The organism is Amycolatopsis azurea DSM 43854 (assembly GCF_001995215.1).
Lineage (GTDB): Bacteria > Actinomycetota > Actinomycetes > Mycobacteriales > Pseudonocardiaceae > Amycolatopsis > Amycolatopsis azurea.
The window spans coordinates 109,333-125,845 of record NZ_MUXN01000025.1; the positions used below are offsets into that span (position 1 = coordinate 109,333).

Sequence of the window (16,513 nt, forward strand, 5' to 3'; positions counted from 1 at the left end):
GGCAAGGAATCCTACCGGCGCGCTCACCATTCGACGCCGAGAGCGGCGACCCGTTCCCGCTGGAGTGTGGTCGCCGTGGAGGTGCCTTCCGAGAGCGTCCGCAGCACCGACACCGCCGCTTCGGCCGCGGCACGTCGATCCGCTTCGTCGCTGTCGGCCCGGTACAGGAGTTCGGCGTGCCGGAGCCGGGCCTCGGCCACCGCGGGCCGGAACCGGCCCGGTGACGCCTGGGCCACCCGGTCGAACAGCTCCACCGCCCGGTGCGAATCGACGAGAGCCTGCTGGACGTAGCCCGTCTCGGCCAGCCGCGCGGAACGGCATTCATGGGCGCTGGCCAGCAAGTGCTGGTGCGCCCACGGATTCACCTCCGTCAGCTGACGGCAGTGGGTCACCGCCTCGTCGGCCTGCGCCAGTGCCTCGGTATGAGCGCCGGAAGCGGCCAGGACGTCGCTGAGCACCGGCAGCGCCGCGGCGAGGTCGGGCCGGTAGTTCAGGTCGTTGTCCACCAGCCGGGTCAGGATGTCGACGGCTTTGCGCGCGTCGGCCAGCGCCGGGGCGCCGTGTTCGCCGCGGATCTCGATCTTCCTGGCCGCCAGGTTGGCCAGTGCCGTCCCCGAGTTGACCCCGACCGTCGACTCCTTGAGCTCCCGCACGCGTCGCTCGGCCTCTTCGGCGAGCGCGTAGGCCTTCCCGGTCTCACCGAGTTCGCCGTGGATGCGGCTGCTGGTGATGAGGGCCTCGCAGAGCGCGTCGGCGTGTTCCGCCGCCTTGGCGGCGTACTGCCATTGGTAACCCTCGACAGCCTGCGTCACGGCGGCCTGTGCCGCCCGCAGATACCCGGCGCGGTGCTGGGCGACGCCGAGCCGTAGCTGAAGGGCCGGGTCGGTGCGCCCCGTTCGCCGGAGCGCGCTGGTCACGAGCAGTGTTTCGAGCCGGAGGATGGCCTGGTCGAGACTGACGTCGCAGGCCGACGGCGCGGGCAGGGCCGCGCGGATCCGGTCGAGCAGGGCGAGATCCATGACTTCGTCCTCCGCGAGCCCGACGACCGCGCCCAGGCCTTCCCCGCCGTGACGGCAGGCGAAGCCCGGGTCGTCCTGGAGCAACGGCTTCACCCAGCCGAGGTAGAACGGGTAGGAATCCGTCGAGAGCCGGGCCAGCATCACCAGCGCGTTGGCCATCGCGGTGCTCATGCCGTCGTTCCGCTGCCCCATGGCGGGCAGCCTGCGCAGCAACCCGGTCGCCCAGGCCGGATCCGGCTCGCCGGACACTTCCGGAAACCCGCTCAGCGAGTGCAGGACGAGCGCGTCGGCCAGCGGCGGTGGACCGGGCCGGGGCAGGAACCCGTTCTCGCCGGGATAGAACGAGCGGTAACGGTCGGAGAGCGCGGTCCACTCGGCGGGTTCCCGGATGAGCCCGTGGTCCAGCGCGAGCTTCTGCGCCACCTGATGCGTGCAGGGCCCGACCAGTGCCGTGACGAAGCACAGCCGGGAGAGGGCGACGTCGGCCTCGCCCGGCGTCTCCCCTTCCCGGAATCGCGCCTCGTGGTCGAGGACCGCGCCGGTCGCCCGCCGGGCGTCCGGCAGGGCTCCGGCCGGGGCGAGCACGGCGGCGACCGCGATCACGGGGACCTCCGCGACCTTGAGATTTCTGATGTCACGTCTCGCCGTGGCGAGCGGAAGCGGACCGGGCAGTTCCTCCCGCAGGACGTCGTAACAGCGCGAGAACACCATTTCCGGCGTCGGGTCGAGGACGTCCCTCGTGGCGATGACCTTGCGCGTCGCGTAGATCCGGCGCTGGGCCCACCGGGTGTGGCACTCCTGCCACCAGGCGCCCGCGGTGGGGGCGATGGTGAGCACGCGGACCGGTCCCGCGCCGGGACGGCGGAGCACCTCGACCAGGCTGACCAGATGCTGCGGATGCCAGGTGTCGGCGCGGTCCACCACGACGAGGATGCCCCGCTGGCCGCCGTAGGGCAGGTGTTCGATCAGCGACGGCGCGGTTTCGGGATCCTGCCGGGCGCGGAAGACCGTCCAGCCCCCGGCTTCGCATTCGGCGGCGAACTGGTCGGCGAGCTGGATCCGGGTCGAGTGGTCGCCTCCGCTCAGCAACATCACCGCGGCCGGGGTGGTGCCCTGCTGCCAGGTCCGCAGTTCCTGGTGGACGTACGGCCGGGACGTCGCCGCCCGCAGCGCCCGGCTCAGCAGGACCGAGGGCTGTCCGCGTCGCGGCGAAGGGCTGTTCCGGAAGCTGACGGGCTGGAGCCAGTAGGACCCGCTGCGCCCTTCGGCCACCGTGATGGTCACCAGCACCGGGGAGGCCTGCACGGTCGTGCCGACCGGCCGGGGGATTTCGAAGCACTCGCCGTCGACGGTGTGGACGACGACCTCCCGGCCCGCCGACCGATGCCGCAGGGGCGGGCCACCGCTCACGTCGTACCACCGGCCGGGGAGACCGGGCGAGCTGATCTTCAGCATCAAGGGGGTGACGTCGTGCGTTTCGATGTAGAGGGCGGCGTCCTTCACCGTGCCTCCGACGAGCAGGTCGTCGCCGTCCCAGCGCAGGGCGATCCGCCGTTCCGGGAACTCCCGGGCCACCGGTCCGAGGAGGGTCCGCACCCGGCGGCCCGCCACGTCGGTGCCGTTGTCGTTGTCCGACAGCAGGTCTTCCACGCAGGGCGCGGGAATCACGTCGTAGGGCCGCTTGGCCTTCGCCATCAGCGTGAGGTGCCACGCCTCTTCGCGTTCGAGGATCGACGCGGGCAGCCTGCGGCGGGCTTCGATCACCCAGTCCGCGAGCGGATCGTTCTCCCCTTCGGCCAGGGACCTCAGCGGCCGGTAGAGCATCTTCGCCGCGCGGTTCAGCGCGGTTGCCGACTCCGAGAAAGCCAGCCAGGTGACGCTTTCCTCCAGCCGCAGCGCGGACGGCAGCGAGCGGTGCACCGCCGCGATGACACCGCGAAGCCGCCGGATCGGGTCCCCCGGGGCAGCCCGCCTCAGGCGGCCCGCCAGCGCCTCGCGCAGATCCGGCAACAGTTCCTCGGCCAGCAGTACCGTGTCCGGCTGCCGCCGGCCGATCCAGTCGCTGAACCAGAAGTCGGCCTCGGCCCCCACGTCGAGCGAGGTCAGCACGCCCAACCGGACGGCGCGGACCAGTTCCGGTTCGATCGTGGTCGCGATGCTCAGGGCGACCGCGAGTTCCACGTCGCCGGACCAAGGGTCTTCCGCGAGCGCGTCGGCGAGGAGGTCCGAAAGCTCGGTCATCGCACCCCCGCACCCACGACGCCGCGCACGGCGGCCGCGGTGGTCGGGCGGTCCCACGAGAGGGTGGGCATCAGCTCGCTCAGCCAGCCCGGTACCCGGTTCTCCGGGAAAGGCAGCAACGCCACGGGCGAAACGTCCCGCTCACGCCACCGTCCGACGAGCCGTCGCCAGGCCCGGCGATCGCAGAACGTGTGCGGGAGGACGTCGAACCCCGAGACGACCAGGATCCGGGTTCCCGGCGGGCAGCGCAGTTCGCGGGCGGGATCCGGTGAGCCGGCGAAGAACCACGTCACCGCCGTGGTCCTGCCGGTGAGCGCCCGGACGGCGGCGATCAGGTCGGTCTGGTCCCGGTGGAACGGCGCCATCGCCTCTCCCCTGTCGAGCAGCAGCCGGACGCCGAACCGCGTGGTGGGCACGGGACGGCGCGGAAGCACTCCGACCGGCCGGTTGGCGCAGATCCGGTCGATCAGCGCGGGGAGATCGATGTCCCCGCAGCGTTCGGGCCTGCTCAGCGCGGCCTGGAGGATGTCGCGCGCGGTGCGGTGCGCGAGAAGGGGTTCGTGCGGCAGCGAGGGCGGAGGCGGTTCGTATCCGGGCTGCTGGAGCCAGACCGCGTCATGCCACGGCGGCGGCTGATCGCCGAGGTCGCGGTAGGTCGTGCGCAGCCTGGCCACATAACCCTGTGAGGGCGTGGCTTCCGGTGCGGCGAGGGAGTGCTTCGCATCCCGCGCGGGCACAGGCGCGGGTTCGGGGCCCTCGGCTTGGGCGGCGGGCGGGATGACGCTGGGAGCCGGACAGGTCGCCGCGGCCGTGGCGACGTCCTCCCGATCCCTCCCCGGCGAACCGGGCGCCGGGCCGGAAGTGGGCAGGCACAACAGTTCCTTGATCCCCGTCACGTCGGCGGGCTCCGGTGCGAGCAGGTGCACCGCCCGGACGAAGTCACCCCACCAGACCTCGCTCACCGGGAGTTCCCGGCGGGCCTGTCCGGGTCCTTGTCGAAGATCATGCCGATCAGCCCGGTGAAATCGTCGCGGACATCGTCGGGCAGCCGGACGCAGGCGCGGACGGCGTCGAGGAATTCGGCCGTGCTCGGGGCCCGCCGGTGTTTGGCGCCGGCCGCCGCCTTCGCCGTGGTCAGCCGGTCGAGCAGCAGGCTGATCAGTTCCTCCGGCGCGCGCTCCAGGCCGTCTTGGTCGAGGTGCCGATCGACGATCCGACGCAGGTCGGCCTCTTCGTGCCCCGGCAGGCAATGCACCACACAACGGCGTTCGAAGGCGGGCGGCAGATCGCGTTCGCGGTTCGACGTGACGACGATGAGGGTCCTGGCCGCCCGGTTTTCGGTCACTTCGAGGCCGCCCGTCACATCGGACACGGTGAACCTGCGGTCGGCCAAGGGCGACAGCAGGCCGTTGGGCAGGTCGGGGTCGGCCTTGTCGATCTCGTCGATCAGCAGCACGGCGGGCCGGTCCCGGTGGCGCTCGTTCCACTCCCCCACCGGTTCCTTGGCCCGCTTGGCTTCCAGCGCCGACGTCCGGTCGAACGCCCACCAGAACACGCCTGGCACCACGTAGTCGCTGTCAGGCGGAAGTCCGTCCTGGCCGCCGCGTGCCTGGGCGTCGCCCAGCCGCCGGACGCTGTCGAACGACCACAGGAGATCGCGCGCCTGGGTGCGGGCGGTCGTCACGTGTTCGTAGTAGCGGTAACCACCCGTCGCGGCGATGTACCGGGCCAGGCTGGACTTCCCGGAACCGGGATCGCCGTAGAGCAGCAACGGCCGTTCGGTGGCACGAGCGACCCTGACGGCGAGTCGCAGCCGGTCCGACGGCAGATAGCGCACACCGGCCTCGCTCAGGGAATTCTCGGTCAGGTGGCCGGTCAACGGACTCCCCGCTTCCTCATGTCGTTCTCGATCCGGGACATCGTGGATTGCGCTTCGAGCTGCCGCTGGAACGGGATCAGCGGGATCGGCAGGTACCGGGGGCCCAGCCGGTCCGAAAGGCCGGTGTCGAGCGTGACCTCGGTGCCCAGCGCCAGGACGACGATGACCTTCCGGCACCGGTTGTGGATCTCCCGGACGGCGTCGATGGTGGGGTGCAGGGAATCCACCACCGTCAGGACGTACTGGGGATCCACCTGCTCGCATTCGGTCCCGGCCCCGTGCACGCAGGCCAGCTTCCCGGCCGGGTTGTCCCCGTCGTCGTCCTCGAAGTCCAGGAACAGCCGGGCGACCTGAGCGGCTATCGCGTTCTGCCCGCCGTTGGCGATCGGGTCGAACTCGACGAGGTTGTACCCGCCGCGGCTGTGGAACGCGCGGGCGAGGTGGTCCTTGGCGATCTGTTTGCGCTTGGCGTTCTGGTGGCTCTTGACCGCCGGGATCCGCGGCGATGACGGCGGATCGCCGGACACCCGGAGGCCGGCGGTCTCGTCGAGGGTGAGCCAGGTCGGCCCGATGATCGCGACGAGCCTGCGGTACGGCTCTTCGAACAGGCTCAGCCGGACGACGGCGGCCGCGACCTGCTGGCTGAGCCGCGCGCGGATCAGGAGCTCCGCCAGCCGCTCCCGGGTCTGCAACCGGACCGCGTCGGTGGTACGCACCTCGGCGAGTTCCGGGAAGTGCACCCCGATCAGCTCGTCGGCTTCGCGGTCGTTCATTTCGAGCAGACCGGCGAGTTCCTTGATCGTCCGGTATTCCTCCCGGTTCCCGGTGTCGAGCGAGGGCAGTTGCCCGGCGATCCACTCCAGGGCCTTGACGGCGCTCGCGAGGATCTCCTCCGTGTCTTCGCTCTCCGGGACCTCCAGGATCTGATAGTCCTTGAGGTCGCTGAAGTTCTGGTAGTCGGGGTTCTCGTCGAGGTCCCTCTTGGTGATCCCGATCAAGACGGCGAAGATGGCCTTTTTCTCCGGAGACGCCCTGAACCAGTTGTATTCACGGGCCAGCCATTTCCGGACGACGGCTCTCGCGTCGAGAAGCAGCACCCCGAAGTCGGCTGTCCTGAGCCAATATTCGATCTCGGGACGCCATTCGATTCCGGCACCGATCGATTTGTCGGTCCAGACGGCGTAGCTCGGGCCGAAGGCTCCCTTGAGCTCCTTGAGAAGCCGCGCGGCGACGCCCGTGGTCTTGCTCGCGCTGTGACTGACGAAGATCCGCCAGAGTGTTTCGTGGTCCATGGTTCACTGGTCTTTCTCCGGGGTTTCCGATCCGAGCCTGCGCAACCAGCTCTCGTTCTGCCGGGAGAGCACTCGCTCGCACGCGGCGACGAATTCGTGCTCGGTCAGCGCGGCGCGGTCGGCCACCAGTTCTTCGAGCAGATCGGCCGTGGCGCGGTATTCCGCCACCAGGAACTCGTATTCCGCCTGTGCGGAATGGGCGGCCAGCGCGGCGGCCACCGTGGTGACCACGCCGATCCACGCGGTCAGCGCGTCGACGTGCACCACACTCGCGAAGGCGAGCAAGGCGGCCGCCGCGGCGCCGAGGATCGTTTCGAGGACGCGGTAGCGGCCCAGCGTCTTCACGTACCGGTCGGCGTTGCCGCGGAAGTACGCGATCTGTCCTTTGTGGCCGGTGAGCCGCGAGGTCACATAGGAGTCGACGCCGTCGATCTCGGGCAGCGGCTCCACGGTGCCGAGGACGGTATCGTTCGTCAGCTGGTTGCCAGCCTTGGCGCACAAGGCGTTCGTGTCGTCGAGCAGCCGCCGGTGCGCGGTCCCGTGGTAAGGCGCGACACCGGAGAGGTACAGGAAGACCTGGGCCTTGAGCGCTTCCGAGACCGACCGGGCGGTGGCCCAGTCATCCGACGCGGTGGTGCCCGTCCGGCCGCGGACGAAGGCCCCGGCCCCGACGGCGAGCGCGGCGACCACGGCCAGCGTGGTGGCGGCCGGACGCGAGACCGCCGAGAGCTGAGCCGCCGCGGTGCCCGCCACCGCCCCGACCAGCAGCGCGATGAGGGCCGTCCGTCGTTGGCGCTCGACCCGGGCCTTCCCTCGGTCGGCCGTCCGGGACCAGAGTTTCTGCCGCCGCCAGACCAGTTCCACGGCGTCGAGCCGCGCGCTCACGGCCACAGGACCACCGCCATCGTGCCCAGGCCGATGAGCAGGCCCATGGTGACGAGGACGATCGCCAGCACGAGCACGGACCAGGTGATCTTGAGGACGGGGCCGACGTCGTTCAGCAGGGCGTGGAGCCGCCCGAGCCGCGTCTGGGGTGGCCGCTGCCGCGCGGTGCGGCGTCTGGCGGCGGTCTTGTCGACGTAGATGGCCTGGTTGCCCTTGCCGAGCCACTCCGTCAGGCCCCTCGCGATCTCGTCCTGTGTCGCTCTCTCATCGGCGGAACCGAGCAACAGATCCAAAATGGCGGTGAAACAGTTCTCCTTCTCGGACTGGGGCAGATCCCGCAGGATCTCGTCGAGGCGGCCGCCCTGCCACTTGTGCCAGATCCACCAGCGCTCGTCGACGGACAGTGAAACCCGGTTGTTGCCGGGGAACGCCGCGGCGAGTTCCATCGCGTTCCGGGCGTTCATGATCCGTTGCCACAACGGATCGGGGGTCACCGTCATGGCGGCGGGCGCCGCCTGTTCGGCGACGATGTCGTAGGTCGGAGGCGCGCTGGGCAGCCCCTGCCGGGGACGGCTGAGCGGCTCGTGCACCACCGCGGCGATGGCGGGCCGCGGGTCTCGTTCCACGGTGACGTCCTCCGGTTCGTCGGTTTCCAGGACGAGGTGGTCGGCCGGGTCGGGCAGCGTGCCCTGGACGCCGCCCTGGGCCTCGTCTTCGTCTTCCTCTTCCGTGGGCTCCGCGGCCGCCGACGACGACGCCGGGGACAGGGCCAGATGCAGCCTGCGCGAGGCGAACTGCGCGAACCGATCGGAGAACTCGTCGGCGCGCCCGGTGTGCTTGCCGATCTCCGCGCGCAGTTCCTCCCAGTCGCGCGCCCGCCGATGCTGGTCGGTGGACCCGGAATGCCAGATCTCGCGGAGGCTGCCGTAGAGCCAGGCGGCGGCCTGCCGGTGCTCCGCGCTCATCGGCAGGTCACCGCCGAGGTCGGCGACGACGCGATCGCCGGAACCGCCCGCCATCTTGTCCGGCAGCCGCCGCAGGAAGACGAACTGGAGCGACCGGTGCGGGACGAAACCGTCTTCGAAGCTGGAATAGGTCCACGGCCGGGGCCGCCGTCCCACCGCCGTGGCGAGCTCCTTGACCGCCTGCAGCGCGGCGGGCACCAGTTCGGTGTCGATCCCCGCGACGTCGAGTGCCTGGCGCGGGTACCGGCAGGCCAGCCCCAGCAGCCCGATCAGGTGTTCCCGCGGGATGTCCGCGGAGCGGCGGAGCAGCTTGGTCCGGTTGCCCGCCACCCGTTCGGTGAATTTGACGGGATCGCTCGCCTTCAGGACGGCGTTGGAGTCCTCCGGCTGCAGCCAGCCGCGCCAGAGGGTGGTGGGCAGCGCGATGTCGTCGAGCACGGCGACCGGGCCGACGACCGCGTGACAGAAGTTCCGGCCGATCCCGGAGCCACCGGCGAGACGGCGGAGCACCGCCGCCTGCCCGTCTTCGAGATGGGTGAAGGTGAAGGCCTCCTTCGGCGGGGTCCCCGTGCCGTCCTTCAGCCGATAGTGCGGCGCGAGCTGCTCACCCCACCACGCCTTGAGCGGCCCGGCGTTGGAGCTGGCGTCCATCGAACTGTTGACGATGCTCATGCCGACGGCCCGGTCCTCGCGCACCAGCACGTGGTGGACGGCCTGGCCGGTCACGGTGTCGCCGGTCATCGGCCGACCCTGTCGGCCTCGGCGCCGTCGAGCACGTCGGTCATCGCCAGCAGGGCCAGGATGGGTTGCAGCACCCGCATCGGCCGGACGCCCCGGGGATACAGCTCCCGGCCGGTCTCCTCTTCCGTCGTCGCCGAGCCGCCGGTCGCGGAGACGAAGTGCAGGGTGCACCGCGAGAACCGCTCGGCCACTTCGAGCATCGGTTTCGCCTGATAGCGCTCCAGCACGGCGTAGACGTCGCGGCTCTCCGCCCGGAACTCCTCGGCGTGCAGCTCTCCCGAAACGTCCTCGCGCCGCAGCCAATGGTCGACCGGATAGTCGTACCGCAGCTCGTCGGCCTTGGTCAGGGCGATCGCCGCCGGCACCCGGCTGCCGTCCGCTTTCCCGTGCAGGCGCGCGATCGCCCCGGCGAACGCCCGGTTGTCCTGTTGGGACGCCTTGAGATCGCGCGTGCTCTTCGCGTTGGGACGCCACAACGGCAGTCCGCGCGCCGGATCGTCGACGAACAGCAGCGCGTCCGCGCCGAGGACGAACTGCGCGCGCCGTTCGCTGGTCATTCCCCGCTCGACGAAATCCTCGCCCTGGACGTCGAAGAAGATCAGCGGCCGGGTGGGTTTGCCCGGACGGCGGACCAGGAGGTAGCTGGTGAACGACCAGTGGTCGGAGTCGGTCGCGCCCAGTACGTCGCCCCGGCGGAGCCGCTCCATCTCCTGCGCCGATTTCTCGTGCTGGATCTTGTCGGCGACCTCGAAGGTCAGGTCGTGCTCGTGGAGGCCGCCGCGGAGCATCTCCGACAGCATGGTGATGAGCAGATGGGTCTTGCCCGACGTGCTCCGGCCGACGACCCCGATCACGATCGGCGCGCCGTAGTCGTCGTGCACGGCGGGCAGGTAATGCGTCGGAGTGCCGTCCTGGGACGGGTTCGGGCAGCGGACGTAGGCGCGTGTCCTCGCGTACTGGTACTTGTCCGGATTGGTCTGCCGGGACAGGTCGAGGGCTTCCCAGACGAGCTGCTGTTCCCGGACGGTCGGCCGGTACAGCTGTTCCGGCCAGGGAATCCGGTCGACACAGATCGGGCACAGCACGATCCGCCGGGAAGCGGGCTTCGGCTCGGCGGGTTCGAGTTCGGTCACGCGGACACCACCATCCAGATCGCGAGCCCGACGAGCATCGCCGCGCCGACCGCGACCGCGACGAAAGCGGGGATCTTCCGGTTGAGCGGAACGACCGGCGGCGGCTCGGGCGGCGACGGCGGGACGGTCAGCACGGGGAACTCGTCCGTCGCGACGGGATACCGCGTGTCGAAGGCGTGCCAGCCCCGGCGCAGCGCGTGGTCGACGTCGATGGGATCCGGGAGTTCCGCGTGCGCCTGCATGGCACGGACGACCGTTCCGGCGGTCGGGCGGCCCGCGGGCTCGCGCGCGAAGGTCCCGCGCATCTCGGCGTCCAGCCGCTTCTCCAGTTCGGCGGGCGCGGCCAGCTCGGCTTCCGTGGGCGGACGGCCTTCGAGCCGTTCGAAATAGGCGACCGCGGCCGCCCGGATGTCGTCGGCGGGATCGGCGGGACCGGCGGGCAAGGCCCGGTTCGCCAGCGTGATCGGCCGCGACCGCGGCTTTTCCCTGCTGCCCGCGGAATGCTCGAAACCCAGCAGCTGGAAGCTGTCCGCGCGCCAGCAGAGCGTGCCGAGTTGCACCGCGCCGTGGACCAGGTCCACCGCGTGCACCGCGGCCAGCGCGCGGAACAGCCCCTCCCGGAACTTCCGCCGTTCGCTGACCATCAGGATGCGACGCTGCTCGCCGCCGTCGGGCTCGGCGGCCTGGATGCTCGCCATCAGCACGAACGGCTCGACCGCGTCGAAGTTGTAGCCGACCAGATGCGGCAGCTCGGCGGGATAGTCGTGGGCGTAGCGCGCCCACAGCCGCACCAGCGCCCGGATCTCGTTGTCCAGCTGGCGTTCGGCGATCACGAGGTCTTCCGCGCCCCGCACCTCGGCGGGCAAACGCTTGCGCAGCAGGCGAACCTCGCCGGTCGTCTCGACCACGTCGATCCTGAGCAGGGAGGTCGTGTTGGCCACCTCCGCCACCGGCCGCACGCGCCAGCTGCCCGGATCACCCAGCGGGGTCAGCCCGGTCAGCTCCCCGTACTCGTCGTCGTCCATGTTCATGTCTCCTCCGGCTGGATTTCTTCCGCCTGGCGGACGTATTTGGTGAAGAGCGGGACCAGCCGGAGCACGCCGACCGCGTTTCCGCCGGGGCGAAGCAGTTCGTAGTCCGGGTTGAGCGCCGGATCGGGCAGATCGGGCGGCGCGAAATGCACCATCGTCACGTTGTCGAACGACAGGAGGCGGAGGTCCCGGGAACGGCACAGCTGCGCGAGGGGGCTGCGCGGCCCGGCGAGCAGGATGCGCCTGCTCTTCGCCGATTCGTGCCACAGCTGACCGGCCAGTGCCTGGCGATGCTCGTCGTCGGTGCGGCCCGACGGCGGCACGGTGATGCCGCGGTGGTCGAGGTGATGGTTGTACCGCGCGAGATGCTCCCTGGCCTCGGTGCGGCAGCGCTGGTCGTCGCCGGTCAGCGGCGCGTCGACGGCGATCTCGCCGAACACCGGCCGCAGCACGTCGGTGGCGATCCGTGCGAGATCCTGCCGGAGCACGAGCGTCAGGCTCCCGGAACTGTCGGGCACCGATCCGGTCCCGGGCCCGAACTGGTCGGCGGTCTCCGCGAACGCCTTCGCCACGCCGTCGAGCGCGGCGGCCACGGTGAACAGGGAGTCCGCCAGCCGGGTCAGCCCGGTGATCGGCAGCCAGCGCTCGGTGACCAGCCGGTTCATCGTCGCCACCAGGTCCCGGTGCGCCGCGCTCGCGGTGCCCAGTGGCAGGCACGCCGTCCACCGCGACACCGCGTCCCGCCACGCGAGCATCGCGGCGGTGACGGCCGCGGCGGCCAAGAGGAGACCGAGGAAGAGGCTCGCCGGGAGCGTGGAGACCTCCGGTGGCGACAGGAAGCGCATCTTGTGCCCGACCGCCGCCCCCACCGCGGCCACGGCGACCACCGACAGCACCAGCCGGGTGGCGTTCGCCGCCCTCGCGGGACCGCCGTAGAGCAGCCGGTGCAGCAGCCCGATCCAGAGCACCACCAGCGCGGGTCCGACGACGACACCGGACGACCCCAGCGCGGCCCCGGCGGCGCAGGTCAGCAGGACGGCGCAGAGCAACGGCACCATGGGGAAGGGCCAGACCGTGAACCGCGGCGTCCGCCGGACGCGTTCCGCCGCCCGTGCCGCCGCGTCGAAACCGCCGCGCAGCGCCGGATCGTCCGGGCGGATGAGCTCGTTGCCCTTCTGTTTCGCCTCCCTGGCCAGGCCGGGCAAGGGCCGTCCGCTGACGAGACCGGCTTCGACCGTCTCCTCCAGCACGGCCGCGAGATCCCGGCTCCGCGACTCGACCGGGGCGGGCAACCCGGCGTCCACGAGCTTCGCGGTCTGCGGCGGCCCGCCCGCGGCCATCCCGGTGATCGCGCTCGCGATCTCGCCCGCGATCCGCAGATACGCCGTGAGCGCGTCCCCCGCCTCGCGGAACACCGCGACCGGGTCCAGCCGCCGTCGCACCAGGCTCATCGGACGCGACAGGAGGTCGACGGCGTTGCGCGCGGCCGTCAGGGCGGACCCGGACGCCGCGCGAGCCCGGTCGAGCGCCGATCCCGGCTGGACCAGCGTGGCGGGGTCCTCCGCCTGATGTCCTTCGAGGAACTTGTCGATGGCCGAGCCGATCGAACCCGCGGGGGCACCGCCCGAATCCCCTTCCGCCGTGGCGAGATGCCGCAGCGCGCGGACGCGCAGCAGCCGCAGCGTCGAGTCCGGCACCGTCGCGTACTCGATGTCGAGCCCCGGACTGACCGCCTGGTGCGGGATCTGGCTGACGGCCTTGTGCACGCGGGCGAAGACCAGCGGCTGGCGCAGGGCGGTGAGGAGATCGGCGAGCGTCACCTCCTCCGTCCGCTCGACGGCCCGGTGCGAAGCGCCGTTCCACAGCACGCCGGATTCGTCGCCGACCCACAGCGTGACGCCGATGCTGCGCAGGGCCGCCGGGGTGCGCAGCATCGAGCCGCCGTCCTCGGCGTTGAGCGGACCGGTCGCGACGAGCACCACTCCTTCGAGCTGGGACAGGCCCGCGAGCCGTCGGAACGCGGCGTCGTGGGCGGGCAGGTCCCGCACGCACGCGACCACGACCACGTAGCCGGGGTACAGCTCGGCGACGTCCTCGTCGGCGGCTTCGAGCTGGGTTCGGTCATGGCCTGGCTCGCGCACGTCGAGCACGAGTACCGGGTCACGGGTCATCGGCCGTAGCCTCCGTGCAGTTCGTCGTGGACCCACCGGTGGAGATCCGCGAGGTTGTCCTGGATCGGGTTGTTGACACCGCGGAACGAAAGCGCGAGCGCCTTCGGGAAGGTGTCGGTCCAGAACTCCCGCAACGCGGTGAGCCGGGTGCGGCCGCCCGCGCCCGCCCGGTCGGCGAGCGTGGCGTCGATCTCGGCGATCTGCGCGGCCGGCAGCTTCATCAACCGCTCGAACAGGGCCGAGGGCAGCCGCGGGGTGCGGTCGACACCGGTGGGCACGCAGGACGTCAGCTGCTCGCACAGATCGCGGCGGATCTGCTCGTCGTCGGCGAGCACCCATTCCTCGTAGGAGGTCAACACGCTGGCCCAGCTGGACAACCTGCCGTAGGGCCGCAGCTCCAGGCGCATGCTCACCTCGGCGGAGCCGACGCCGACGGTGATCAGCCGCGGCGACTCCTCGTCCTCGTCCTGGCCGATGCGGACCTGGTCGTTCCAGATCGCGCACAGCAGATGGTGGAGGATCCGCTCGCGGTGTTCCGGGGTGGTCGCGAGATGACCGAAGTCGTAGCCGAGGCGCTGCCGCCATTTCAGGAAGTCCTGGCGCTGCTCGTTGCGCAGCGCGTCCGACCAGTGTTTGAGCACCTCGCGGACCTCCGGCACCTCGGTCAGTCCCATCGAGGTCCGGAACAGCACCACGGCGATGGTCTCGGCCGCGATCGGCCGGAACTCGACGATCGTGTCCGCCGACCGGGGCAGCGCCACCTCCTGCCGCAGGTACTTCTCCAGTTCGGCGTCCTTGGTCGCGGCCGGGTAGGAGAACAGGATGCGCAGGCGGCCGGTGCCGCCCGGGGCGAACCCGCCGGGCACGAGACCGGCGAGTTTCTCCCGGAACTGGAGGAGATCGTCCTCGGCCACCGACACCCCGGTCCGGCCGGCCGCCGCCGCGAGGAGGTCCTGCAACGCGGGCAGGAGCGGACGGTATTGGCCGTCCCGATGGTCGAAAAGCCGTTTGACGGCCTGCTTCGCGCGGTCGCGGACGAAGGCGACGGCGGCCGCGGGATCCCGGTTCGCCACCATGATCTCCCACGCCTGGCGCCAGCCCAGCTCACCGAGGATCTCGTTCAGCAGGTCGCCGGGGGTCGCCGTGGGCCGCAGGCGGCCGTGCGCGGTGTGGTACTCGACGAACCGGCGGAGAACGGCCTGGTAGAAGGAATCCAGCTCGCCGTGCCGGGGCAGCAGATAGGTGACGCCGACGCGCTGCTGGTAGAGCTCCTTGGCCCGCACGTGGAAACGCCGGGAGTCGGCTTCGGCGTGCCCGCGGAACGCCGAGACCAGCGAGGTGATGTCCCGGACCAGACTCTGCACCTTGCCGTCCCAGCGGGACGACTGGTCGTTCCACGCCGCGTTCCAGGCGCGTTTGGCCCGCCACGCGTACCACTCGTCCTGGCGGACTATCGACGCGCGGACCGCCGGATCGGCCCATTTGAGCTGCCGCAACAGTTTCTTCGTGATCCCGACCGGGGCGGGCGGGTTCAGGGTGATCCCCGCCGGGGCGGGTGGCTCGGCCCGGCGGAGGCTCATGAGCTTGCCGAAACCGACCGCGCCGAGGCCCTCGCCCTGCCCGTCGCCGAACACGACCCGGCTCAGCCGGAACACGTCGATCTCTTCGAGCAGCCCGCGGACCGCCCGGTGCGGGTCGAAGTTCTGCACCAGCTCGGGCACCTGGCCGGTCAGCTGCTGCTCCAGCGTGCGCAGCGCGGACTCCATGGTCCTGGCCCGGGTCGCGAGCGCGTTCTGGATGTTCTCCGTCCCGCTGGCCGCCGAAGGTTCCTTGATGGGCAACGGGGCCCGGAGCCGGAGAGCGTCCAAATTGGACTCCGTGAAGAACCGCTCGACCAGGCCCGCGTTGCTCTCCGCCTGCCCGGGCGGCGGGACGACGAGCTCGGTGACCGCGGCGGCGACGAGCCGCGACGCGACGATGTCCGCGATGTCGTCGGCGGGGATCGTCATGGACGCGACCGAACTCGTCGACACACCCCGGTTCCCGATACCCGTGGACGCCGGGGTCTCCCGTTCGACCGCGCTGTTGATGAAACTGTCCGCGAACGACATGTAGTCACGCCGGTCGCCGTAGCGCAGCGGGTCGGTGTCCCCGCCGATGTCGGTACCCACCAGGGACAGCACGAGGGAGACGATCGAGCGGTGCAGGTCGTCGCGGCGCACCCCGGCGCCCATGCTGAAGAGGAACGCGGTCTGCACGGTGGCCGCGCGCAGCCGGATCTCGGAATGCCCGGGGTAGCGGACGGAAAGTGTCCCGCTCACCCCGGCGTGGTCCAGTTCGGTACCGGCCTGCTGGGCGTTCTGGTCGTCGACGAGGCGGAACAGGTCGAGCAGCGCGCGACCCGCGTTGAGCCGGGCGGCCCGGCCGCCGCCGAGCCCTTCCTCGAACGCCGACGGCATGAGCACCAGCGGATAGATGCGCGCCCGGTAGTCGTTGCGGCTGAAGGCGTCGCCGATCAGATGCAGGTAGTCGTAGAACAGGCCGCTGCCGGTGCCGCCCGCGACCGAGAACGCCACGAAGACGTCGCAGGACATCCCGCGGTGCCCGCCGCCGAGGACGGACAGCTCGCCGAGGGAGTTGTTGATGTTGCCGATCGCGCGGTTCAGCGGTGTCTGCGCGGGCGCCATACCCGCGCGGAAGGTTTCGAACAGCGCCGCCCGCCCGATCGTCGGCAGCTGCCCCGCGCCGCGCGAGAGCGGTCCGATCCGCGGTTCGCCCGCGGGCTGGGGCAGCCACGGGGAGACGTAGTCGTCCGCGGACAGGCGCAGGCTTCGCGCGACCTCCGGATAGGTGTCGTGCTCCGGGATCAGGTCGCGGACCAGGTGCATGGTGCGCTCGGCGGCGGCGAGGTGCTCGGGATCCGGCACCACCCGCCGTTCGAGGCCGCCGAACTCGTCCTCGCTCAGGTCCGCGTAGACGAACTGCAAACAGGACGGCAGCTGGTACGGCAGGAAGTTCTTGCCCTGCATGACTTCCTGCAGCGCGGCGCCGTCGGGGCCGCACAGTTCCTCGCGCAGCCGTCGTTCCAGCTCCGCGCCGACCCGGCAGCCGGTCCCGCCGAGGCCGACGAACATCATCGGCTGGTAGATCTGCATC

The 16,513-nt window shown here is 71.1% G+C and carries 10 protein-coding genes; all 10 read right to left on the minus strand.

Features of this window, described 5'->3' with window-relative positions; translation table 11 throughout:
* Nucleotides 1-23: 23 nt before the first annotated feature.
* Genes B0293_RS33075 through B0293_RS33115 form a run of 10 tightly spaced genes read right to left on the minus strand, consistent with a single transcriptional unit; the run spans nt 24 to nt 16,512 of the window.
* Nucleotides 24-3,260, minus strand: a complete 3,237-nt coding sequence (locus B0293_RS33075; RefSeq protein ID WP_005160848.1) for a hypothetical protein — start codon at nt 3,258-3,260, stop codon at nt 24-26.
* Complete coding sequence (locus B0293_RS33080; RefSeq protein ID WP_005160850.1) at nt 3,257-4,222, minus strand: hypothetical protein; 966 nt, start codon at nt 4,220-4,222, stop codon at nt 3,257-3,259. The genes B0293_RS33075 and B0293_RS33080 overlap by 4 nt, the downstream gene beginning before the upstream one ends.
* Nucleotides 4,219-5,139 carry an AAA family ATPase gene (locus B0293_RS33085; RefSeq protein WP_005160852.1) on the minus strand — a complete coding sequence of 307 codons (921 nt, stop codon included), beginning with the start codon at nt 5,137-5,139 and terminating at the stop codon, nt 4,219-4,221. Before B0293_RS33085 ends, B0293_RS33080 begins: the two co-directional genes overlap by 4 nt.
* Entirely contained in the window at nt 5,136-6,431 is a 1,296-nt protein-coding gene (locus B0293_RS33090) for a TIR domain-containing protein (RefSeq protein WP_005160854.1), read from the minus strand. The genes B0293_RS33085 and B0293_RS33090 overlap by 4 nt, the downstream gene beginning before the upstream one ends.
* Before the next feature lie 3 nt (nt 6,432-6,434).
* The gene (locus tag B0293_RS33095) at nt 6,435-7,322 is read right to left on the minus strand and encodes a DUF4231 domain-containing protein (RefSeq protein WP_052014513.1); all 888 of its coding nucleotides are present in this window, start codon (nt 7,320-7,322) and stop codon (nt 6,435-6,437) included.
* Nucleotides 7,313-9,022 (minus strand): hypothetical protein, encoded by a 1,710-nt coding sequence (locus B0293_RS43600; RefSeq protein ID WP_005160865.1) that lies wholly within the window; start codon nt 9,020-9,022, stop codon nt 7,313-7,315. Before B0293_RS43600 ends, B0293_RS33095 begins: the two co-directional genes overlap by 10 nt.
* On the minus strand, nt 9,019-10,155 hold the full coding sequence (locus B0293_RS33100) for a TRAFAC clade GTPase domain-containing protein (RefSeq protein ID WP_005160867.1): 1,137 nt from the start codon (nt 10,153-10,155) through the stop codon (nt 9,019-9,021). Before B0293_RS33100 ends, B0293_RS43600 begins: the two co-directional genes overlap by 4 nt.
* Entirely contained in the window at nt 10,152-11,180 is a 1,029-nt protein-coding gene (locus B0293_RS33105; protein ID WP_005160869.1) for a hypothetical protein, read from the minus strand. The genes B0293_RS33100 and B0293_RS33105 overlap by 4 nt, the downstream gene beginning before the upstream one ends.
* Before the next feature lie 2 nt (nt 11,181-11,182).
* Nucleotides 11,183-13,357: a hypothetical protein gene (locus tag B0293_RS33110; RefSeq protein WP_005160872.1), complete on the minus strand. Its 2,175-nt coding sequence runs from the start codon at nt 13,355-13,357 to the stop codon at nt 11,183-11,185.
* Nucleotides 13,354-16,512, minus strand: coding sequence for a tubulin-like doman-containing protein (locus B0293_RS33115; protein WP_005160875.1), 3,159 nt, complete (start codon nt 16,510-16,512; stop codon nt 13,354-13,356). The genes B0293_RS33110 and B0293_RS33115 overlap by 4 nt, the downstream gene beginning before the upstream one ends.
* Nucleotide 16,513 lies beyond the last annotated feature (1 nt).

What these genes read in the sequence shown, in the direction of transcription:
- B0293_RS43600 (WP_005160865.1), bottom strand. Translation starts at nt 9,022, where the DNA reads ATGACCGGCGACACCGTGACCGGCCAGGCCGTCCACCACGTGCTGGTG.
- B0293_RS33115 (WP_005160875.1), bottom strand. Translation starts at nt 16,512, where the DNA reads ATGCAGATCTACCAGCCGATGATGTTCGTCGGCCTCGGCGGGACCGGC.
- B0293_RS33105 (WP_005160869.1), bottom strand. Translation starts at nt 11,180, where the DNA reads ATGGACGACGACGAGTACGGGGAGCTGACCGGGCTGACCCCGCTGGGT.
- B0293_RS33110 (WP_005160872.1), bottom strand. Translation starts at nt 13,357, where the DNA reads ATGACCCGTGACCCGGTACTCGTGCTCGACGTGCGCGAGCCAGGCCAT.
- B0293_RS33090 (WP_005160854.1), bottom strand. Translation starts at nt 6,431, where the DNA reads ATGGACCACGAAACACTCTGGCGGATCTTCGTCAGTCACAGCGCGAGC.
- B0293_RS33075 (WP_005160848.1), bottom strand. Translation starts at nt 3,260, where the DNA reads ATGACCGAGCTTTCGGACCTCCTCGCCGACGCGCTCGCGGAAGACCCT.